The following is a 13866-nucleotide window of genomic DNA, read 5'->3' as shown; positions in this document are numbered from 1 at the left end:
GGGAACGGCGGTGCCGTCCACAGCGGCCGGTCGGGCAGCCGGAGCGCCGGGCCCCCGCTCCACACCGGACGCGGGCCGGATCCCGTCGGACGCGGGTCGTGACACGGCGGAACCCGCGGGGCCGTCACCCCGCTCCCGGGCGAGCCGGTCCGCCTCGCGCTCGGCGACCAGCCGCGCCACGCCCCAGCGCCCGTCGTCGGCGGGCGCCGGCGCGGGACGCCTGCTCCTCCACCGCACGGCCATGACGGCATGCTAGGCCGCGACCAGCGGTGATGCCTCGTTCCGACGGGGTATGGCGCGCGGTGCCGCCCGGCCGGGTGACCCGGCCGGACGGAGCGTCACCCGCCGTCGGGCGGCCGGTTCCCGTCGGGACGGTCCGCCGGCGGGCCGCCGTCCTGCCCCGGGGCCGGGCCGGGCGTCGGGGTGCCCGGGGGCGGCGGCGGGGCCGGCACCGACCCACTGCTCACCTGCAGGGTCACCTGCTCACCCGGGAGCGCGGCGCCGCGGGGCTCCTGCCCGACGACCGTCCCCTCCGGAGCGTTGTTGTCGACGGTGCGGGTGGTGACCTGCCATCCGGCGCCCTCCAACTCACCGCGGGCGGCGCCGGCCGACCGGCCGACGACGTCCGGGATGCGGGACTCGGCGCCGCCGTCGAGGTAGCGGGGGTCGGTCGCGGGCAGCGGCGTCGGCGGGGTGTTCGCCACCAGCGGGGTCACCGCGCCGTACCACGTCCGGGCCGGGGTCTTGCCGCCGAAGATGTTGCCGTTCCCGCAGGCGAAGGGGGCGCCGCCGCCGTCGCAGAGGGGTCGCGGGCGGTTGGAGTTGTCGAAGGTGATGACCGCTCCGGCCATCTCCGGGATCGCGCCCATGAACGCGGCCGACTTGTGCTGCTGGGTCGTCCCGGTCTTGCCCGCCATCGGCCGGGTCCAGCCGGCGGCCTTCGCGGCGGCGGCGGAGGTGCCGGCGATGTCGTCCTTGCTCAGGCCGGTGACGAGGGTGTTCGCCAGGGCGGGCTCGACGGCCTGCTGGCAGGGCTCCTCGGTGATCGGGACGGGCTTGCCCTCGGCATCGGTGATCGAGTCGATCGGCGTCGGCGGGCACCACTTGCCCTGGGAGAACAGGGTGGCGCCGACGTTGGCCAGCTCCAGCACCGAGGTCGGGGTGACGCCGAGCGTGAACGACGCGAGCCGCTGGTCCTTGATCACCTCGGCGATCGAGCGGTCGGTGCGCTTGCCGGTGCCCGGGTCGACGAACGGCGTCGTGGCCAGGGACTTCATGCCGAGGCGGACGGCCATGTCGACCACGTCCGGCACCCCGGTGAACTCCTCGAGCTTGATGAACGCGGTGTTCGGCGACTGCGCGAGCGCGTCGGTCAGGCTCATCCGGCCGGGGTAGTTGCCGGCGTTCGCGACCGGGACGGGGCGCCCGCTGCCGTCGACGTAGATCGGGGAGGCGTAGCCCGAGGGCGGCACCTGCATCGAGTAGTTGATGCCGAGGCCCTTCTCCAGCGCGGTGGCCGCGGTGAAGATCTTGTACGTGGACCCGGCACCGAGGTTGACCGGCTGGTACGGCAGGCCGTAACTGGTCTCCTCGGCGTCGGCGTTCAGTCCGAACGTGCGGCTCGACCCCATCGCGAGCACACGGTGCTTGTCCTGGCCGGGCTGGACCAGCGACATCACGTTCGCGACGTTGGGGGTGTCCGGCGGCACCTCCTTGTCGAGGGAGCGCTTGACCTCGGTCATCGCGCGGCGGTCCAGGGTGGTGCGGATGGTGTAGCCGCCGCGCTGGATCTGCTCCTCGGTGAAGCCGGCCTCGGTGAGGTACTGCGTCACGTACTTGCAGAAGAAGCCCATGTCGCCGGCGCCGATACACCCGTTCGGCACGCGGACCAGCGGGTTCGCGACGCCGAGCGGAGCGGCCATGGCCTGCTTCGCCTGGGCGTCGTCGATCATCTGCTGCTGGCGCATCTGGTCGATGACGACGTTGCGCCGCTGCAGCGCGGTCTGCGGGTTCTGCACCGGGTCGAACTGGGTGGTCGAGCGGACCATCCCGGCCAGCATCGCGGCCTGCGGGACGGTCAGCTTGTCCGGCGTGGTGTTGAAGTAGGTGCGCGCCCCCGCGGCGACGCCGTAGGACCCGTTGCCCAGGAAGACGATGTTGAGGTAACGGTTGAGGATCTCGTCCTTCGACAGCTGGCGCTCCAGCTGCAGGGCGATCCGCGCCTCCTTGAGCTTGCGGGCCGGGGTCTGCTCGGTGGCCTTGAGCCGCTCGGCCTCGCTCGTCGCGTCGACGTAGAGCATGTAGTTCTTGACGTACTGCTGGGTGATCGTCGAGGCACCCTGTACGACGTCGCCGGACGCCGAGTTCGCGACGACCGCGCGCAACGTGCCCTGCCAGTCGACGCCGTCGTGCTCGTAGAACCGGCGGTCCTCGATCGCCAGCATCGCGCCCTTCATCGCGGTCGAGATCTGGTCGTTCGTGACCTCGGTGCGGTTCTGGTCGAACAGGTAGGCGATCGGGCGGCCGTCGGAGTCGGTGAGCGTCGTCGTCAGCGGCGGGCGGGTGCCGACCAGGTCCGCCGAGCTCGACGTGACGCTGTCACCCGCCTCGTTGGACAGCACGCCGAGGCCGCCGACCAGCGGGAAGGCCATGCCCGCCGTGACCACACCGAGCAGGACGCACAGGCCGGCGAGGACGCCGAGCGGGCGGAGCAGACGCCGGGGGAACCTCACAGGGACAAGCCTACGGGCCGCGAGGTCAGGACACGGTCAGGCTCGTGTCCCCGGTTGCGTAGTTTTGCGCGCTGACCCGGGCACCCTCCGCGTCCCAGGATCGAGGCATCACGTCGCGGGCCACCGGGCCCGCCCCGGCCCGAGAGGCGACCCGATGCTCGACACCCTGCGTCCCGTCACCGGCAGGCCCCGCCTGCGCCCCGCCGTCGTCGTCCGCGCCTGCACCGCGGTCTGGAACTGGCGTTCGGCCGCACGCTGCCGCACCTCCGACGCCGAGAACCTGTTCGTCACCGGTGCCGACCAGCGCGAGGCCCGCGAGTTCTGCCTGTCCTGCCCGGTCCGCACCGAGTGCCTGGCCCACGCCCTGGACCACCGGGTCGAGTTCGGCGTGTGGGGCGGGATGACCGAGCGGGAGCGCCGCGCGCTCCTGCGCCGGCGCCCGGACGTGCGCGACTGGGCCGCGCTGCTCGGGCGCGCGCGCTCCGACCACTACGCCGGACGCAGCAGGAGCGCCTGACCCGATAGCGTCAGGCGCGTGCTCGAGTTCCTGGCCGGCCTCTACCGGACGCACGCCGACGACCTCGCCACGGTGATCGACCGGCAGCGGGAGCTCCTCGCCGACGGCACGATCACCCCGCAGCTCGACGACGTCGAGGCCGAGCTGACCTACCTCCTGCTGCGCCATCACCGGCCGTCGCAGGTGGTGGAGGTCGGCACCTACTACGGCTGGTCCACCACCTGGATCCTGTCCGCGCTGCGCGACAACGGGTCCGGTCACCTGCAGTCGTTCGACCTGGTCGACCACGTGTGCGGCACCGTGCCCGAAGAGCTGTCGACCGGGCGCTGGACGTTCCACCGCGGGGACCTGCGCGAGACCGTCGACAAGGTCCCGGCCGACACGGGCTACCTGTTCGTCGACGCCGACCACGGACGCCGCTTCGCCCGCTGGTACCTGGAGCACCTGTTCGGGCGGATCGCGACCGGCACCCCGACCAGCGTGCACGACGTGTTCCACCTGCCCCGGGCGCGCCCGTTCACCGAGGGGTGCGAGGTGCTGCGGCACCTGGAACGCAGCGGCACCGGCTGGTTCACCTCCTCGCGCGCGGCGGCGCCGCGGAACCTGCGCGCGCTCGACGCCGTCCGGGCCGAGCTGGGGATCACCGGCGTCCGCGGGACCTCACGCAACCCCATGATCTTCTTCTCGATGCCCTGAGATCAGCGCCCGGGATCGCGCAGGCCCTCGACGAGACCGTCGAGGACGGTGGCGAACCGGTCGGCCTCCGAACGGTCCAGCGCCGACAGGAGGTCGGCCAGGCGTGCGTCGAGCCGTCCGCGGGCACGCTCGACCGCGGCCCGACCTCGGTCGGTGAGGGCGACGGCGACGGCGCGGCGGTCGGCCGCGTGCGGGTGACGGCGCAGCAGGCCGTGCGCCTCCAGAGCACTGACGTGCCGGCTGGTGACGCTGCGCTCCAGCCCGACGGCCGCGGCCAGCTCGGTGGTGCTGACCCCGTCGCCGAGCCGGGCCAGACCGGACAGCACCGGGTAGGTCGTCGCGTCGAGACCGTCGATGTCGCTGGTCAGCGCCGTGTGCAGCCCGGTGCGGGGGTCGCGCAGCAACAGCCGGCCGAGGGCCTCCGCGCAGCGGCGTTCGGGGGTCACCCCCTCACGATACGTGCATCTTGCACGCTCCCTACGGTCGGGCGTACCGTCCGAATACGTGCACAGTGCACGCTGATGGGGGGAGCGGTCATGGACGGAGCAGTAGATCCCGAGGACGTCCTGCCGGACGGGACCGAGTACGCGGAGCTGGGTGGGGAGCAGGTGCGCAAGGGGACGGTCGCCGCGTTCGTCGCGACGGCGCGGTCCCTGGAGGCGCTGCCCGCGGGGGACCCGGCCGAGGCCGGTCTGGCCTCGCACCTGCGGGACCTGCTCCCCGGCCTGCGCGCGGTCGGGGTGCTGGAGGTGTTCGCGCCCCGCTCGGCCCGCCTGCGGGCGGCGCTCGGCGTGTCCTGAGCCTCAGCCCGCCGTCGCCGCGGCGCCGGTCCCGGTCTCGCCGGCCAGCAGCGCGCCGACCCGGCGCAGCCCGTCGAGGTCGGCGATGTCGCCGGCCAGCGCGGGGACCCGCGTCACCGACACGCCGGGGTGCGCGGCGGAGAACCGGGTGAGCAGGTGCTCCTCCCGTTCGTGCAGGTCGACGCGGTCGGCGTGCAGCCGCAGCACCGCGGCCGCGATCTGCGATCCCGGTCCGCCGACCTGCTCGGCCGCGGCCCGCGCACGCGCCGCGGAGACCGGCGCGAGCACCGGATGGGTCCGGTTCAGCACGAGCCCGGCCAGGGGCATGTGCTCCGACGACAGCCGCTCGGTGAAGTACGCCGCCTCGCGCAGCGCGTCCGGCTCCGGCGCGGCGACGACGAGGAACGCCGTCCCCTCCGAGCGCAGCAGCGCGTAGGTCTTCTCGGCCCGCTCGGCGAACCCGCCGAACAGGGTGTCGAAGGCCTGCACGAACGCCGACGCGTCCTGCAGCATCTGCCCGCCGATGATCGACCCGACGGCCTTGGCGAACAGCCCGAACCCGGCCTCGACGATCCGGCGCAGCCCGCGGCCACCGGCCCGGGCGGGCGCGGCGAGCAGCCGGATCATGCGGCCGTCGAGGAAGCGGGACATGCGCTGCGGGGCGTCGAGGAAGTCCAGCGCCGAGCGCGACGGCGGCGTGTCGACGACGACGAGGTCCCACGTCCCGGCACCGGCCAGCTGGCCCAGCTTCTCCATAGCCATGTACTCCTGCGTCCCGGAGAACGAGGAGGAGATCGTCTGGTAGAAGGGGGTCTCGATGATCTTCTGCGCCCGCTCGGGCGGGGCGTGCGACTCCACCATCTCGTCGAAGGTGCGGCGCATGTCCAGCATCATCGCGGCGAGTTCGCCGTCGACGGCCTTCACCGGGGCGGGGTCGTTGGACAGCTCGTCCACCCCGAGGGCCTGCGCCAGCCGGCGCGCCGGGTCGATGGTGAGTACGACGACCTGACGACCGCGCTCGGCGGCGCGCACCGCGAGCGCGGCGGAGGTGGTCGTCTTGCCGACGCCGCCCGAGCCGCAGCACACGATCACCCGGGTGCCCGGGTCGTCGATCAGGGCGTCCACGTCCAGCGGGGCGGTCATCGGCGGGCCTCCAGGTGCACACCCTGCGCGGTCATCGACTCGGCCAGCTCGTACAGCGAGCCGAGGTCCACCCCGCCGAGCAGCGCGGGCAGCGTGAGCCGCGGCAGCGGCGGGGTCGGCTCGGTCTCCAGGCGGCGCAGCGCGGCGGTCTCCCCCTCGACGGCGACGGCGTGTTCCACGGTCTCGGCGACCAGCCCGTCGATCTCGGTGGGGGCCAGCTCGATCCCGGCGCTCTGCAGGCCGTTGCGGATCCGGGTCGCGTCGACCCGCCCGCCCGCGGCGGCGGTGACCGAGCGGTCGGGCAGCCACTGCTCGCGCATCCGGTTCACCACGACCGAGCCCAGCGGGATCCCGGCGGCGTCGAGCTCGGCGGCCGCGTCGAGCGTCTCGGTGACCGGCAGGTCCGACAGCAGCGTGACCAGGTGCACCGCGGTGAGCGGGGAGTGGATGAGCGCCTCGACGCCCTTGGCCTGCCCGTGGATGGGCCCGACCTTGGCCAGGTCGGCCATCGCCCTGGTGACGTCGAGGAACGACACGAGACGGCCGGTGGGCGGAGCGTCGAGGACCACCGCGTCGTAGGCGGGGAGACCGTCGGACTCCGTGCGGGTGACGCACTCCTTGGCCTTGCCGGTGAGCAGCACGTCGCGCAGGCCGGGGGCGAGCGTCGTCGCGAACTCGATCGCGCCCATCCGGCGCAGCGTCCGCCCGGCCACGCCCAGCCGGTAGAACATCTCGAAGTACTCCAGCAGGGCGGCCTCGGCGTCGACGGCCAGCGCCCGCACCTCGCCCCCGCCGGGCGCGACCGCGATGCGGCGCTCCTCGTACGGAAGCGGGGCGGTGTCGAAGACCTGGGCGATGCCCTGGCGGCCCTCCACCTCGACGAGCAGCACCCGCTTCCCGCCGCCGGCGAGGGCCAGCGCGAGGGCGGCGGCCACGGTGGTCTTGCCGGTGCCCCCCTTGCCGGACACCACGTGGAACCGCGCGCGGGAGAGCGCGTCGGGCCACGGGTCGGGGCGGGTTCCGGGCTCGGGCCGGACGGTCGTGGTCACGGATCCAGCGTACGAGCGCCCACCGACAGCGGCCCGTCGGCGAGGTGCGTCCCACAACGGACGGGGCCCGTCCCGTGCTCCGGCGGTGGGCGTCCGTCGCAGGGGGACGGCCATCCGTCGCGCCACGGCGGTTCGGTGTCGGGTGCCCGGGTTACAGTCCCGCCCATGAGCTCCCCGGTCGTGAAGTGGGAATACCTGACCGCCCCCCTGCTGATCCACAACACCAAGGCGATCCTGGACAACTTCGGCCAGGACGGCTGGGAACTGGTCACGGTGACGAGCGGCGCGAACGCCGAGCAGCTGGTGGCGTTCTTCAAGCGGCCGGTGCAGCAGTGAGCGCACTCGCCCGGCTGAAGGAGCTGGGGCTGACCCTGCCCGCGGTGGCCGCACCGGCCGGCGCCTACATCCCGGCCCGGCGCAGCGGGAACCTCGTGTTCACGGCCGGGCAGGTCCCGTTCGTGGACGGGAAGGTCGCCGCGACCGGCAAGGTCGGGGCCACGGTCACCGCCGAGCAGGCGTACGACCTGGCCCGGATCTGCACGCTGAACGCGCTCGCCGCGATCGACGGGCTGGTCGGCCTCGACAGCGTCACCGGCGTCGTGAAGGTCGTCGGGTTCGTCGCGTCGGACCCGTCGTTCTCCGGCCAGCCCGGCGTGGTCAACGGCGCGTCGGACCTGCTCGGCGAGGTGTTCGGCGAGGCAGGGGCGCACGCCCGGTCGGCCGTCGGCGTCGCGGTGCTGCCGCTGGACGTGCCGGTCGAGGTGGAGCTGACGGTCGAGGTCGGCAGCTGACATGGATCGGCTCGCCGGGGTCCCGGCCGGTCACGAGCTGCTGCTGCGGCTCGCCGGCCGGTTCCCCGACGAGCTGCTCTGGCGGCTGCGCGACTGGCTGGCCGCCGGGGACACCGCTGCGCTGGGCGCGGTCCTGCCGCGCACGCTGCTGCGGCACCGGATCGGGCTGACCGGGCACGAGCGCACGCTGCTCGCCGAGGTCGTCGGGCCGGACGCGCCGTCGCGGCGCCTGGTCGAGGCGGTGCTGCCCGGCACGCCGCCCGCTCCGCCCGCGTTCACGGCGGGCGAGCCGGACCTGGCCGCGTGGTCGGCGCTGTCGGTCGTGCGCGACGAGGCGTCCGCGCTGCTGCTGGCCGTGCGCGACGACGGCGCCCGCGTGCTGCTCGTGCGTGACGCGCAGCGGCCGCACCTGCTCGCCGCCGCGGTCGCGCGGCTGCTGCGCGTCCACGGTGACCGTGTCCCGCGCGTCGAGGCCCTCACCGGCGACGCCCCGACCGAGTACCACGAGGCCGCGTGCACCGCGGCGGCGTCGCTGTGGAGCCGCGAGCCGGTCCCCACCGGCTGACGCGGGACCGCGAAGGAGGCCCCATGTCCGACCCCACGTACCGCCTGCTGCGGGAACTGGCCGGCCTGGTGGACGACGACCTGCTCGCCACCGGACGCGAGCTCGTCGCCGTCGGCGAGGAGGGGCACGCGCTGGAGCTGCTGGTCGCCGAGCTCGTCGCGGGACGGGCGGTGCTGCCGCACGCGGTGCGCTCCGAGCTGGTCGCCGAGGCCGCAGCCCGCCGGGTGCAGCCCGACGCCGACGCCTGGCTTCCGCCCGCCGCGGACGTCGCCGCCGGTCCGCACCGGTTCGACGGCGACGGCCCGCCCGGTGCCGCGGAGGCGGTCGCGGCCGCGCTCGCCGGCGTCCCGGTCCCGGAGTCGGGCTGGACGCTGGCCTGGCGCACGACGCCCGCCGGTACCGCCCCCGGTCCGCTGCCGCAGCCGGTGCTGCTGGCCCGCACCGGGTCGCACGGCGCACCCGAGGTCCTGACCTACCAGGCCCAGTCGGCGCTGGCCCGGGCCGGACTGGTCGTGTCGGTCGAGGTCGGCGACGACGGTCCGGACCCCGGCTACCACCGCGCCGCCCGGGAGGTCGCGCGTCCGCTCCCCGCCACTCCGGTTCCCGACGCCGCCGCTCCGTCCCGGGAGGACGTGTCGGCGTCCCTCACCGGCGACGCACCGTGGCCCGCCCCCGACACGTCCCGGTCCCCCCTGGTGGAGCCCGGGGACAGGGGCGGGGTTGCGGACGGCGACACGTCCGGCCCGCCGGCCCACCGGGTTCCCGACGACCGGCCCTCCGACCGGGGCGGGCTCCTGTCCTCGGCGACGCCCCCGGCCCCACGGCCCGACCGGGACGGGATCCCGGCCGCCCCCGGACCCGACGCCGTCGAGGACGCACCGGGCGGACACCGCACCGACAGCTCCCCCGGCGACTTCTCCGGCGACTTCTCCGTCGACTCCTCCGTCGACACGGACATCCCCGCCTCCGACCCACCGCCCGCGCCGGTGCGCATCGACCGTCCCAAGCCACTCCCCGGGAGCCCCGCCACCGAGACCCCGGACCCGGAGGGCCGGCCCGGCCGGGCCGCCCCGGAGCCGACGACGGAGGGGTTCGCCGCGGCAGCCCCGTCGCCGGGAGCAGCCGGCGGACCCGACGCCGGGCCGGACCGGACCCCGGGCGCAGCCACGTCCGGCGCCGGGCCGGGCCCGGTTCCGGCCGCGGAGGCCTCCGCCACCGGAACCGGCCACGCCCCGGGCGAGGACGCCACCGGGTCCGGCTCCCCGGCGAGCGCGCCCGACGCGACCGGGTCGTACCCCGAGACCGGCATGTCCGACGACGCCGCTCCCGGCCCGGGGACCGGCACCTCCGATCCGACGACTCGCGGTCCGGGGACGGCCGCCTCCGGCCCGGCCACGTCCGGTCCGGGCACCGACACGTCCGACAGGGCCGCTCCGGTCCCGGGGACCGGCACGCCCGACGGGGCCGGTCCCGGCCCCGCCGGGCCACGCGGCTCCGCGGCCCGACGCGTCGCGGCACCCGCCGAGGGGGACGACGCGGCGCATCCGGCGCCGCGGCCGTCGCCGCCGATCCGGGCGCTGCGGGAGGCCTCCGCGGGCGACTGGTTCGACTCTCCCCCGGAGGGCGACAGCCCGGACCCGACCCCGCCGAGCGGGGTCGGCGAGGTCCCCCGGCACCGGTTCGTCGCCGGCACCGGACCCGGCGGCAACGGCCACCTCCCCGACGCGAACGGCGCGCACCCCACGACCGCGGGCCGCGGGCCGGTGGCGGGGCCGCCGGAGCGGCGTCCGGTCGGGCCCGCCGCGACGCCGGCCGGGCGGCCCCCGGCCCCCTCCGACGAACCGCCCCCACCACCGGTCGCCCCCGCACCTCCCGGGATCCCGGCACATCCGGCCGTCTCGTCACCGCCCGCGGCCGCGGTGGCCCCGGCCGCATCCGTCCCGCCGGTCGTCCCCGCGGACCCGGCTCCGACCGGCCCCCGGGCGGCCCCGCGCGACCTCGGCGTGCCGCTCCGCAGGCGGGCCGGGGAGGGCCGCGCGCCCGCGGGCGGCGGGCCCGGTCCGGTCGTCGGGCGTCCGCCCGTCGGGCCGCCCGCGGCACCGGGACCCGACGAGGCGTCCTGGCTCGCCGACTGGGCCTCCGGTGCCTGGGCCGGGGAGATCCCGCCTCCGGAGACCGCGGCGCGGACCGACCGGAGCGGCAGCGAGGAGACCGTCCCGGGCACGCCGCACGTCGTCCCCGCCGCGACCGCCACCGTGACCGTCGACGACGACCGCCGCGACGGACCGGCACATCCCGCCCACCGTGTGACCACCGGCGACGACCCGGCCCGCCCCACCCCCGGGCCGGCACACCCGGGGCCCGGATCCGACCGGACCCACGTCGGCACGTCCGCCGCCGTGGCCGAGGCGAACGGAGCGGCACCGGCCACGGAGGACGCCCCGGCGGACCCGGCCCACGCCGGACCGGCTCCGGACGTCCGGGCCGGACTCGACCGTCCCGCAGGCACCGGACCGGCCGGAACCGGGACGCCCGGCCCCCCGCCCCCGGCCGACGAGGCCGACCCCGTCGACGAGGCCCCCACCCCACCTCCGGGCGTCCCCATCCTGCGCGCCCCGACACCCCCGGCCCCGGCCGACGGGGAGCGTCGCCCCCGGCACCTCCTACTCACCGACGACGAGCCGGACGAGTGGGACACCACGGAGCGGGACACCACCGGGCGGGACGGCACCGTGGAGGACCCCACGGAACCGGCCGACGTCGTCGCCCCCGCAACGGAGCCCCCCGCACCGGGTCCCGCGGCGGAACCCGCGACGGGGCCCGCGGACGCACCCGCGCCGAGGCCGCGGCCGCGACCCCGTCCCGCCGGGGGCCTGGCCGACCGGCTCACCCCGACCGAACAGGACCTGCTGCAGCGCCTCCACGAGGAGCTCGCGGCCCGCGAGAACGGCGGCGAGCCGACCCCGCGCAACGGCACCGCCCGCACCGACCGGGGCTGAGCCCGGCCTGGCCGGCGGCCGGTGCGGGGGATCAGCCGACCGCGCGCACGATCCGGTCGATCACCCGCTGCAGGTGCAGCGCCCGTGCGGCGTCCACCGGGAGGTCGGCGCCGGAGCCGATCGCGTCGGCGAGGTCGTCGAGCAGCGCGCCGAAGCAGGCGACCGCGTCGGCCGGGCGACGGTCGAGCACGTACCGGCCGCGGCCGTCCTCCCCGAGCCCGCCGACCATCGCCACCTCGAACTCGGTCGGGTCCACCGGGACACGCAGCGACAGCACCACCGAACTGCGGGCGCCGCCGTCGTGGACGAGGCCGATCCGCCACAGGTCGGGCTCGTCGCGATGGGCGTGGTCGACGTCGACGACCGGTCCCAGCGCCGCGTCGAGCAGGTCCACGACGTGCGGGCCGACGTCGAGCAGCGCCCCGTGCTCGGCCCGCCACGACGACGCAGCGAACGGCCCGCCGAGCAGCGCCCCGGAGAGCCACCGGGCGGTCGCGGTCGTCCCGGGACCGCCGGCGCCGGCCGGGACCGCGTCGAGCCAGGCCCGGATCGCCGGGTCGAACCGCAGGGTCAGCATCGTCGCCGACCGGACGCCCGAGGCCGCGACCGCGGCGGCGGCCCGTTCCGCGGCGGGCAGGTCCGCGGCCAGCGGCTTCTCGAGCACGACGTGCTTCCCGGCGGCCACCACCCGCTCCAGCAGCTCGGCCTGCACGGCGGGCGGGACGGCGAACGCGACGGCGTCGCACGCGTCGAGCAGGTCCTCGACCAAGGCGTGCACCGGACCCCCGGAGACCGCGGCGATCCCGGCGGCCGCCTCCGGCCGTCGCGCCCACACCCCGGCCGCCGACCAGCGGGGATGCGCCGCGATGGCGGGGGCGTGCACCTGGCGCGCCCACGGTCCGGCGCCGAGCAGTCCGATACGCATGCGGGCATTCTCACCGCCGACCGGCCCCGATCATGACCTAGGGTCGGCGGCCATGAGCGATGATCCGGCAGCGCAGCCGGTCGAGCCGAGGGCCGCCGCGACCGTCCTGCTGGTCCGCGACGAGCCGGGCACCGGTGACCTGCAGGTCTTCCTGCAGCGGCGGGTGGCCGGGATGGCGTTCGCCGGCGGCATGACCGTGTTCCCCGGCGGCGGGGTCTCCGCCGGTGACGAGCCGGACCCCGCCCGATGGCGCGGACCGGAGCCGGAGCGGTTCGGCGCGCGGCTGGCCCAGCCCGCGGACCTGGCCGCCGCGCTGGTGACGGCCGCCGTCCGCGAGACGTTCGAGGAGTGCGGCGTGCTGCTGGCCGCCCCCGCCGGCACCGAGCCCGGCCCGCTGGACGCCGCCGCGGCCTGGCGGGACGACCTCGTCGCCCGCCGGATCACGCTGCCGGAGCTGCTCGCGGCGCACGACCTGGAGCTGCGCGCGGACCTGATGGTCCCGTGGTCCCGCTGGATCACCCCGCCGCGCAACCCGAAGCGCTACGACACCGCGTTCCTCGTCGCCCGCGTGCCGCACGGCCAGGTCGCCGACGACGCCACCACCGAGGCCGTCGAGGCGCGCTGGTGGAGCCCGGCCGAGGCCCTGTCCGGCCACGACGACGGTGACCTCCAGCTGATGCCGCCCACCCTGCGGACCCTGCAGGAGCTGCACCGGCACGACAGCGCGGACGAGGTGCTGGCCGCCGCCGCGGCGCGCGACATCGAGCCGATGACCCCCGAGGTGCGGCGCGAGGGCAGGGTCGTCACGATCACCCTGCCCGGCGACCCCGACTGGATCTACGAGGAGACGACCCGGTGAGCCACCCGCTCTACGGCACCCTGCGCGCCGCGCACCCGCTGGCGTCGGTGCTGCTGCAGGACAACCCCGGCCCGATGACCCTGGAGGGCACCAACACCTGGGTCCTCGCGGCGTCGGACGCGCACGACCGGATCGTCGTCGACCCGGGTGAGGACGACGGCAGGCACCTGGAGGCGCTGGCCGACGGCCCGCCGGTGACCGCGGTCGTCCTGACCCACCGCCACCACGACCACGCCGGCGGGATCGGCCGGTTCGTCGAGCTGACCGGGGCACCCGTGTTCGCCGCGGACCCGTCGCTGGCGTCGGGGACCACCCCGCTGGTCGACGGCGCCGTCGTCGCCGGTGGCGGGGTCGAGCTGGAGGTGCTGACCACCCCCGGCCACACCTCGGACTCGGTGTCGCTGCTGCTGCGCGGCCCCGGCTCCGACGGCGTCGCGCTGCTCTCCGGCGACACCGTGCTCGGCCGCGGCACCACCGTCATCGCCCACCCCGACGGCACCCTCGGGCCCTACCTGGACTCGCTGCGCCGGATCGCGGAGCTGCCCGCGGGCACCCCGGTCCTCCCCGGGCACGGTCCGGAGCTCCCGGACGCCGCCGAGACCGCGCGGCACTACCTCGCCCACCGCGAGCAGCGGCTGGAGCAGGTGCGGGCCGCGCTGGAGCGGCTCGGGCCCGACGCCTCGGCACGCGACGTCGTCGAGGTCGTCTACGCCGACGTCGACACCTCGCTGTGGGACGCCGCCGAGCTGTCCGTGCGCGCACAGCTGGATCACCTGCGTGGATGAACGGG

General features: G+C 76.3%; 14 protein-coding genes. 9 read left to right on the top strand and 5 right to left on the bottom strand.

Features of this window, described 5'->3' with window-relative positions:
• Nucleotides 1-338 precede the first annotated feature (338 nt).
• Nucleotides 339-2732 carry a penicillin-binding protein gene (locus tag AC0GKK_RS16575; protein WP_489882034.1) on the bottom strand — a complete coding sequence of 798 codons (2394 nt, stop codon included), beginning with the start codon at nt 2730-2732 and terminating at the stop codon, nt 339-341.
• Nucleotides 2733-2886: 154 nt separating this feature from the next.
• Here AC0GKK_RS16575 and AC0GKK_RS16570 point away from each other — a divergent pair, with 154 nt between their 5' ends.
• Both AC0GKK_RS16570 and AC0GKK_RS16565 read left to right on the top strand, forming a co-directional pair.
• A complete protein-coding gene (locus AC0GKK_RS16570; protein WP_083658695.1) occupies nt 2887-3249 on the top strand; it encodes a WhiB family transcriptional regulator in 363 nt (120 codons plus the stop codon).
• An 18-nt stretch (nt 3250-3267) separates the two neighbouring features.
• A complete protein-coding gene (locus AC0GKK_RS16565) occupies nt 3268-3945 on the top strand; it encodes a class I SAM-dependent methyltransferase (RefSeq protein WP_489882033.1) in 678 nt (225 codons plus the stop codon).
• 2 nt (nt 3946-3947) lie between these two features.
• Here the strand turns inward: AC0GKK_RS16565 and AC0GKK_RS16560 are convergent, their stop codons facing one another.
• On the bottom strand, nt 3948-4391 hold the full coding sequence (locus tag AC0GKK_RS16560; protein ID WP_489882032.1) for a MarR family winged helix-turn-helix transcriptional regulator: 444 nt from the start codon (nt 4389-4391) through the stop codon (nt 3948-3950).
• Between the two features lie 90 nt (nt 4392-4481).
• Between AC0GKK_RS16560 and AC0GKK_RS16555 the strand changes: the two genes are divergently transcribed.
• Nucleotides 4482-4745, top strand: a complete 264-nt coding sequence (locus AC0GKK_RS16555; protein WP_062403926.1) for a hypothetical protein — start codon at nt 4482-4484, stop codon at nt 4743-4745.
• A gap of 3 nt (nt 4746-4748) precedes the next feature.
• On the opposite strand, the gene bagB is transcribed toward AC0GKK_RS16555, so the two are convergent.
• Both bagB and bagA read right to left on the bottom strand, forming a co-directional pair.
• Complete coding sequence (gene bagB, locus AC0GKK_RS16550; RefSeq protein WP_489882031.1) at nt 4749-5888, bottom strand: ATPase BagB; 1140 nt, start codon at nt 5886-5888, stop codon at nt 4749-4751.
• A complete protein-coding gene (gene bagA, locus AC0GKK_RS16545; protein ID WP_208826818.1) occupies nt 5885-6937 on the bottom strand; it encodes an ATPase BagA in 1053 nt (350 codons plus the stop codon). The genes bagB and bagA overlap by 4 nt, the downstream gene beginning before the upstream one ends.
• 165 nt (nt 6938-7102) lie before the next feature.
• On the opposite strand from bagA, the gene sp36 reads away from it, so the two are divergent.
• From sp36 to AC0GKK_RS16525, 4 genes are read left to right on the top strand one after another with little or no spacing between them, the layout of a single operon-like run.
• Nucleotides 7103-7273 (top strand): Sp36 family protein, encoded by a 171-nt coding sequence (gene sp36, locus AC0GKK_RS16540; protein WP_139282840.1) that lies wholly within the window; start codon nt 7103-7105, stop codon nt 7271-7273.
• On the top strand, nt 7270-7728 hold the full coding sequence (locus AC0GKK_RS16535) for a RidA family protein (RefSeq protein ID WP_346102052.1): 459 nt from the start codon (nt 7270-7272) through the stop codon (nt 7726-7728). Before sp36 ends, AC0GKK_RS16535 begins: the two co-directional genes overlap by 4 nt.
• 1 nt (nt 7729) lies before the next feature.
• Nucleotides 7730-8293: a hypothetical protein gene (locus AC0GKK_RS16530; RefSeq protein ID WP_073576023.1), complete on the top strand. Its 564-nt coding sequence runs from the start codon at nt 7730-7732 to the stop codon at nt 8291-8293.
• 23 nt (nt 8294-8316) lie between these two features.
• The gene (locus AC0GKK_RS16525; RefSeq protein WP_489882030.1) at nt 8317-11292 is read left to right on the top strand and encodes a hypothetical protein; all 2976 of its coding nucleotides are present in this window, start codon (nt 8317-8319) and stop codon (nt 11290-11292) included.
• Between the two features lie 31 nt (nt 11293-11323).
• Here AC0GKK_RS16525 and AC0GKK_RS16520 read toward each other — a convergent pair whose 3' ends face one another.
• On the bottom strand, nt 11324-12217 hold the full coding sequence (locus AC0GKK_RS16520) for a Gfo/Idh/MocA family protein (RefSeq protein WP_489882029.1): 894 nt from the start codon (nt 12215-12217) through the stop codon (nt 11324-11326).
• A 52-nt stretch (nt 12218-12269) separates the two neighbouring features.
• On the opposite strand from AC0GKK_RS16520, the gene AC0GKK_RS16515 reads away from it, so the two are divergent.
• Together AC0GKK_RS16515 and AC0GKK_RS16510 are read left to right on the top strand one after the other, a co-directional pair.
• Nucleotides 12270-13076, top strand: a complete 807-nt coding sequence (locus tag AC0GKK_RS16515; RefSeq protein ID WP_489882028.1) for an NUDIX hydrolase — start codon at nt 12270-12272, stop codon at nt 13074-13076.
• The gene (locus tag AC0GKK_RS16510; protein ID WP_489882027.1) at nt 13073-13861 is read left to right on the top strand and encodes an MBL fold metallo-hydrolase; all 789 of its coding nucleotides are present in this window, start codon (nt 13073-13075) and stop codon (nt 13859-13861) included. Before AC0GKK_RS16515 ends, AC0GKK_RS16510 begins: the two co-directional genes overlap by 4 nt.
• Nucleotides 13862-13866 lie beyond the last annotated feature (5 nt).

Source organism: Pseudonocardia sp. P-1, from assembly GCF_058111925.1.
This window is presented reverse-complemented; position numbering and strand designations above follow the sequence as displayed.

Coding starts and splice junctions, on each gene's coding strand:
- bagB (WP_489882031.1), bottom strand. CDS start 5,888: ATGACCGCCCCGCTGGACGTGGACGCCCTGATCGACGACCCGGGCACC.
- AC0GKK_RS16570 (WP_083658695.1), top strand. CDS start 2,887: ATGCTCGACACCCTGCGTCCCGTCACCGGCAGGCCCCGCCTGCGCCCC.
- AC0GKK_RS16525 (WP_489882030.1), top strand. CDS start 8,317: ATGTCCGACCCCACGTACCGCCTGCTGCGGGAACTGGCCGGCCTGGTG.
- AC0GKK_RS16530 (WP_073576023.1), top strand. CDS start 7,730: ATGGATCGGCTCGCCGGGGTCCCGGCCGGTCACGAGCTGCTGCTGCGG.
- AC0GKK_RS16555 (WP_062403926.1), top strand. CDS start 4,482: ATGGACGGAGCAGTAGATCCCGAGGACGTCCTGCCGGACGGGACCGAG.
- sp36 (WP_139282840.1), top strand. CDS start 7,103: ATGAGCTCCCCGGTCGTGAAGTGGGAATACCTGACCGCCCCCCTGCTG.
- AC0GKK_RS16520 (WP_489882029.1), bottom strand. CDS start 12,217: ATGCGTATCGGACTGCTCGGCGCCGGACCGTGGGCGCGCCAGGTGCAC.
- AC0GKK_RS16515 (WP_489882028.1), top strand. CDS start 12,270: ATGAGCGATGATCCGGCAGCGCAGCCGGTCGAGCCGAGGGCCGCCGCG.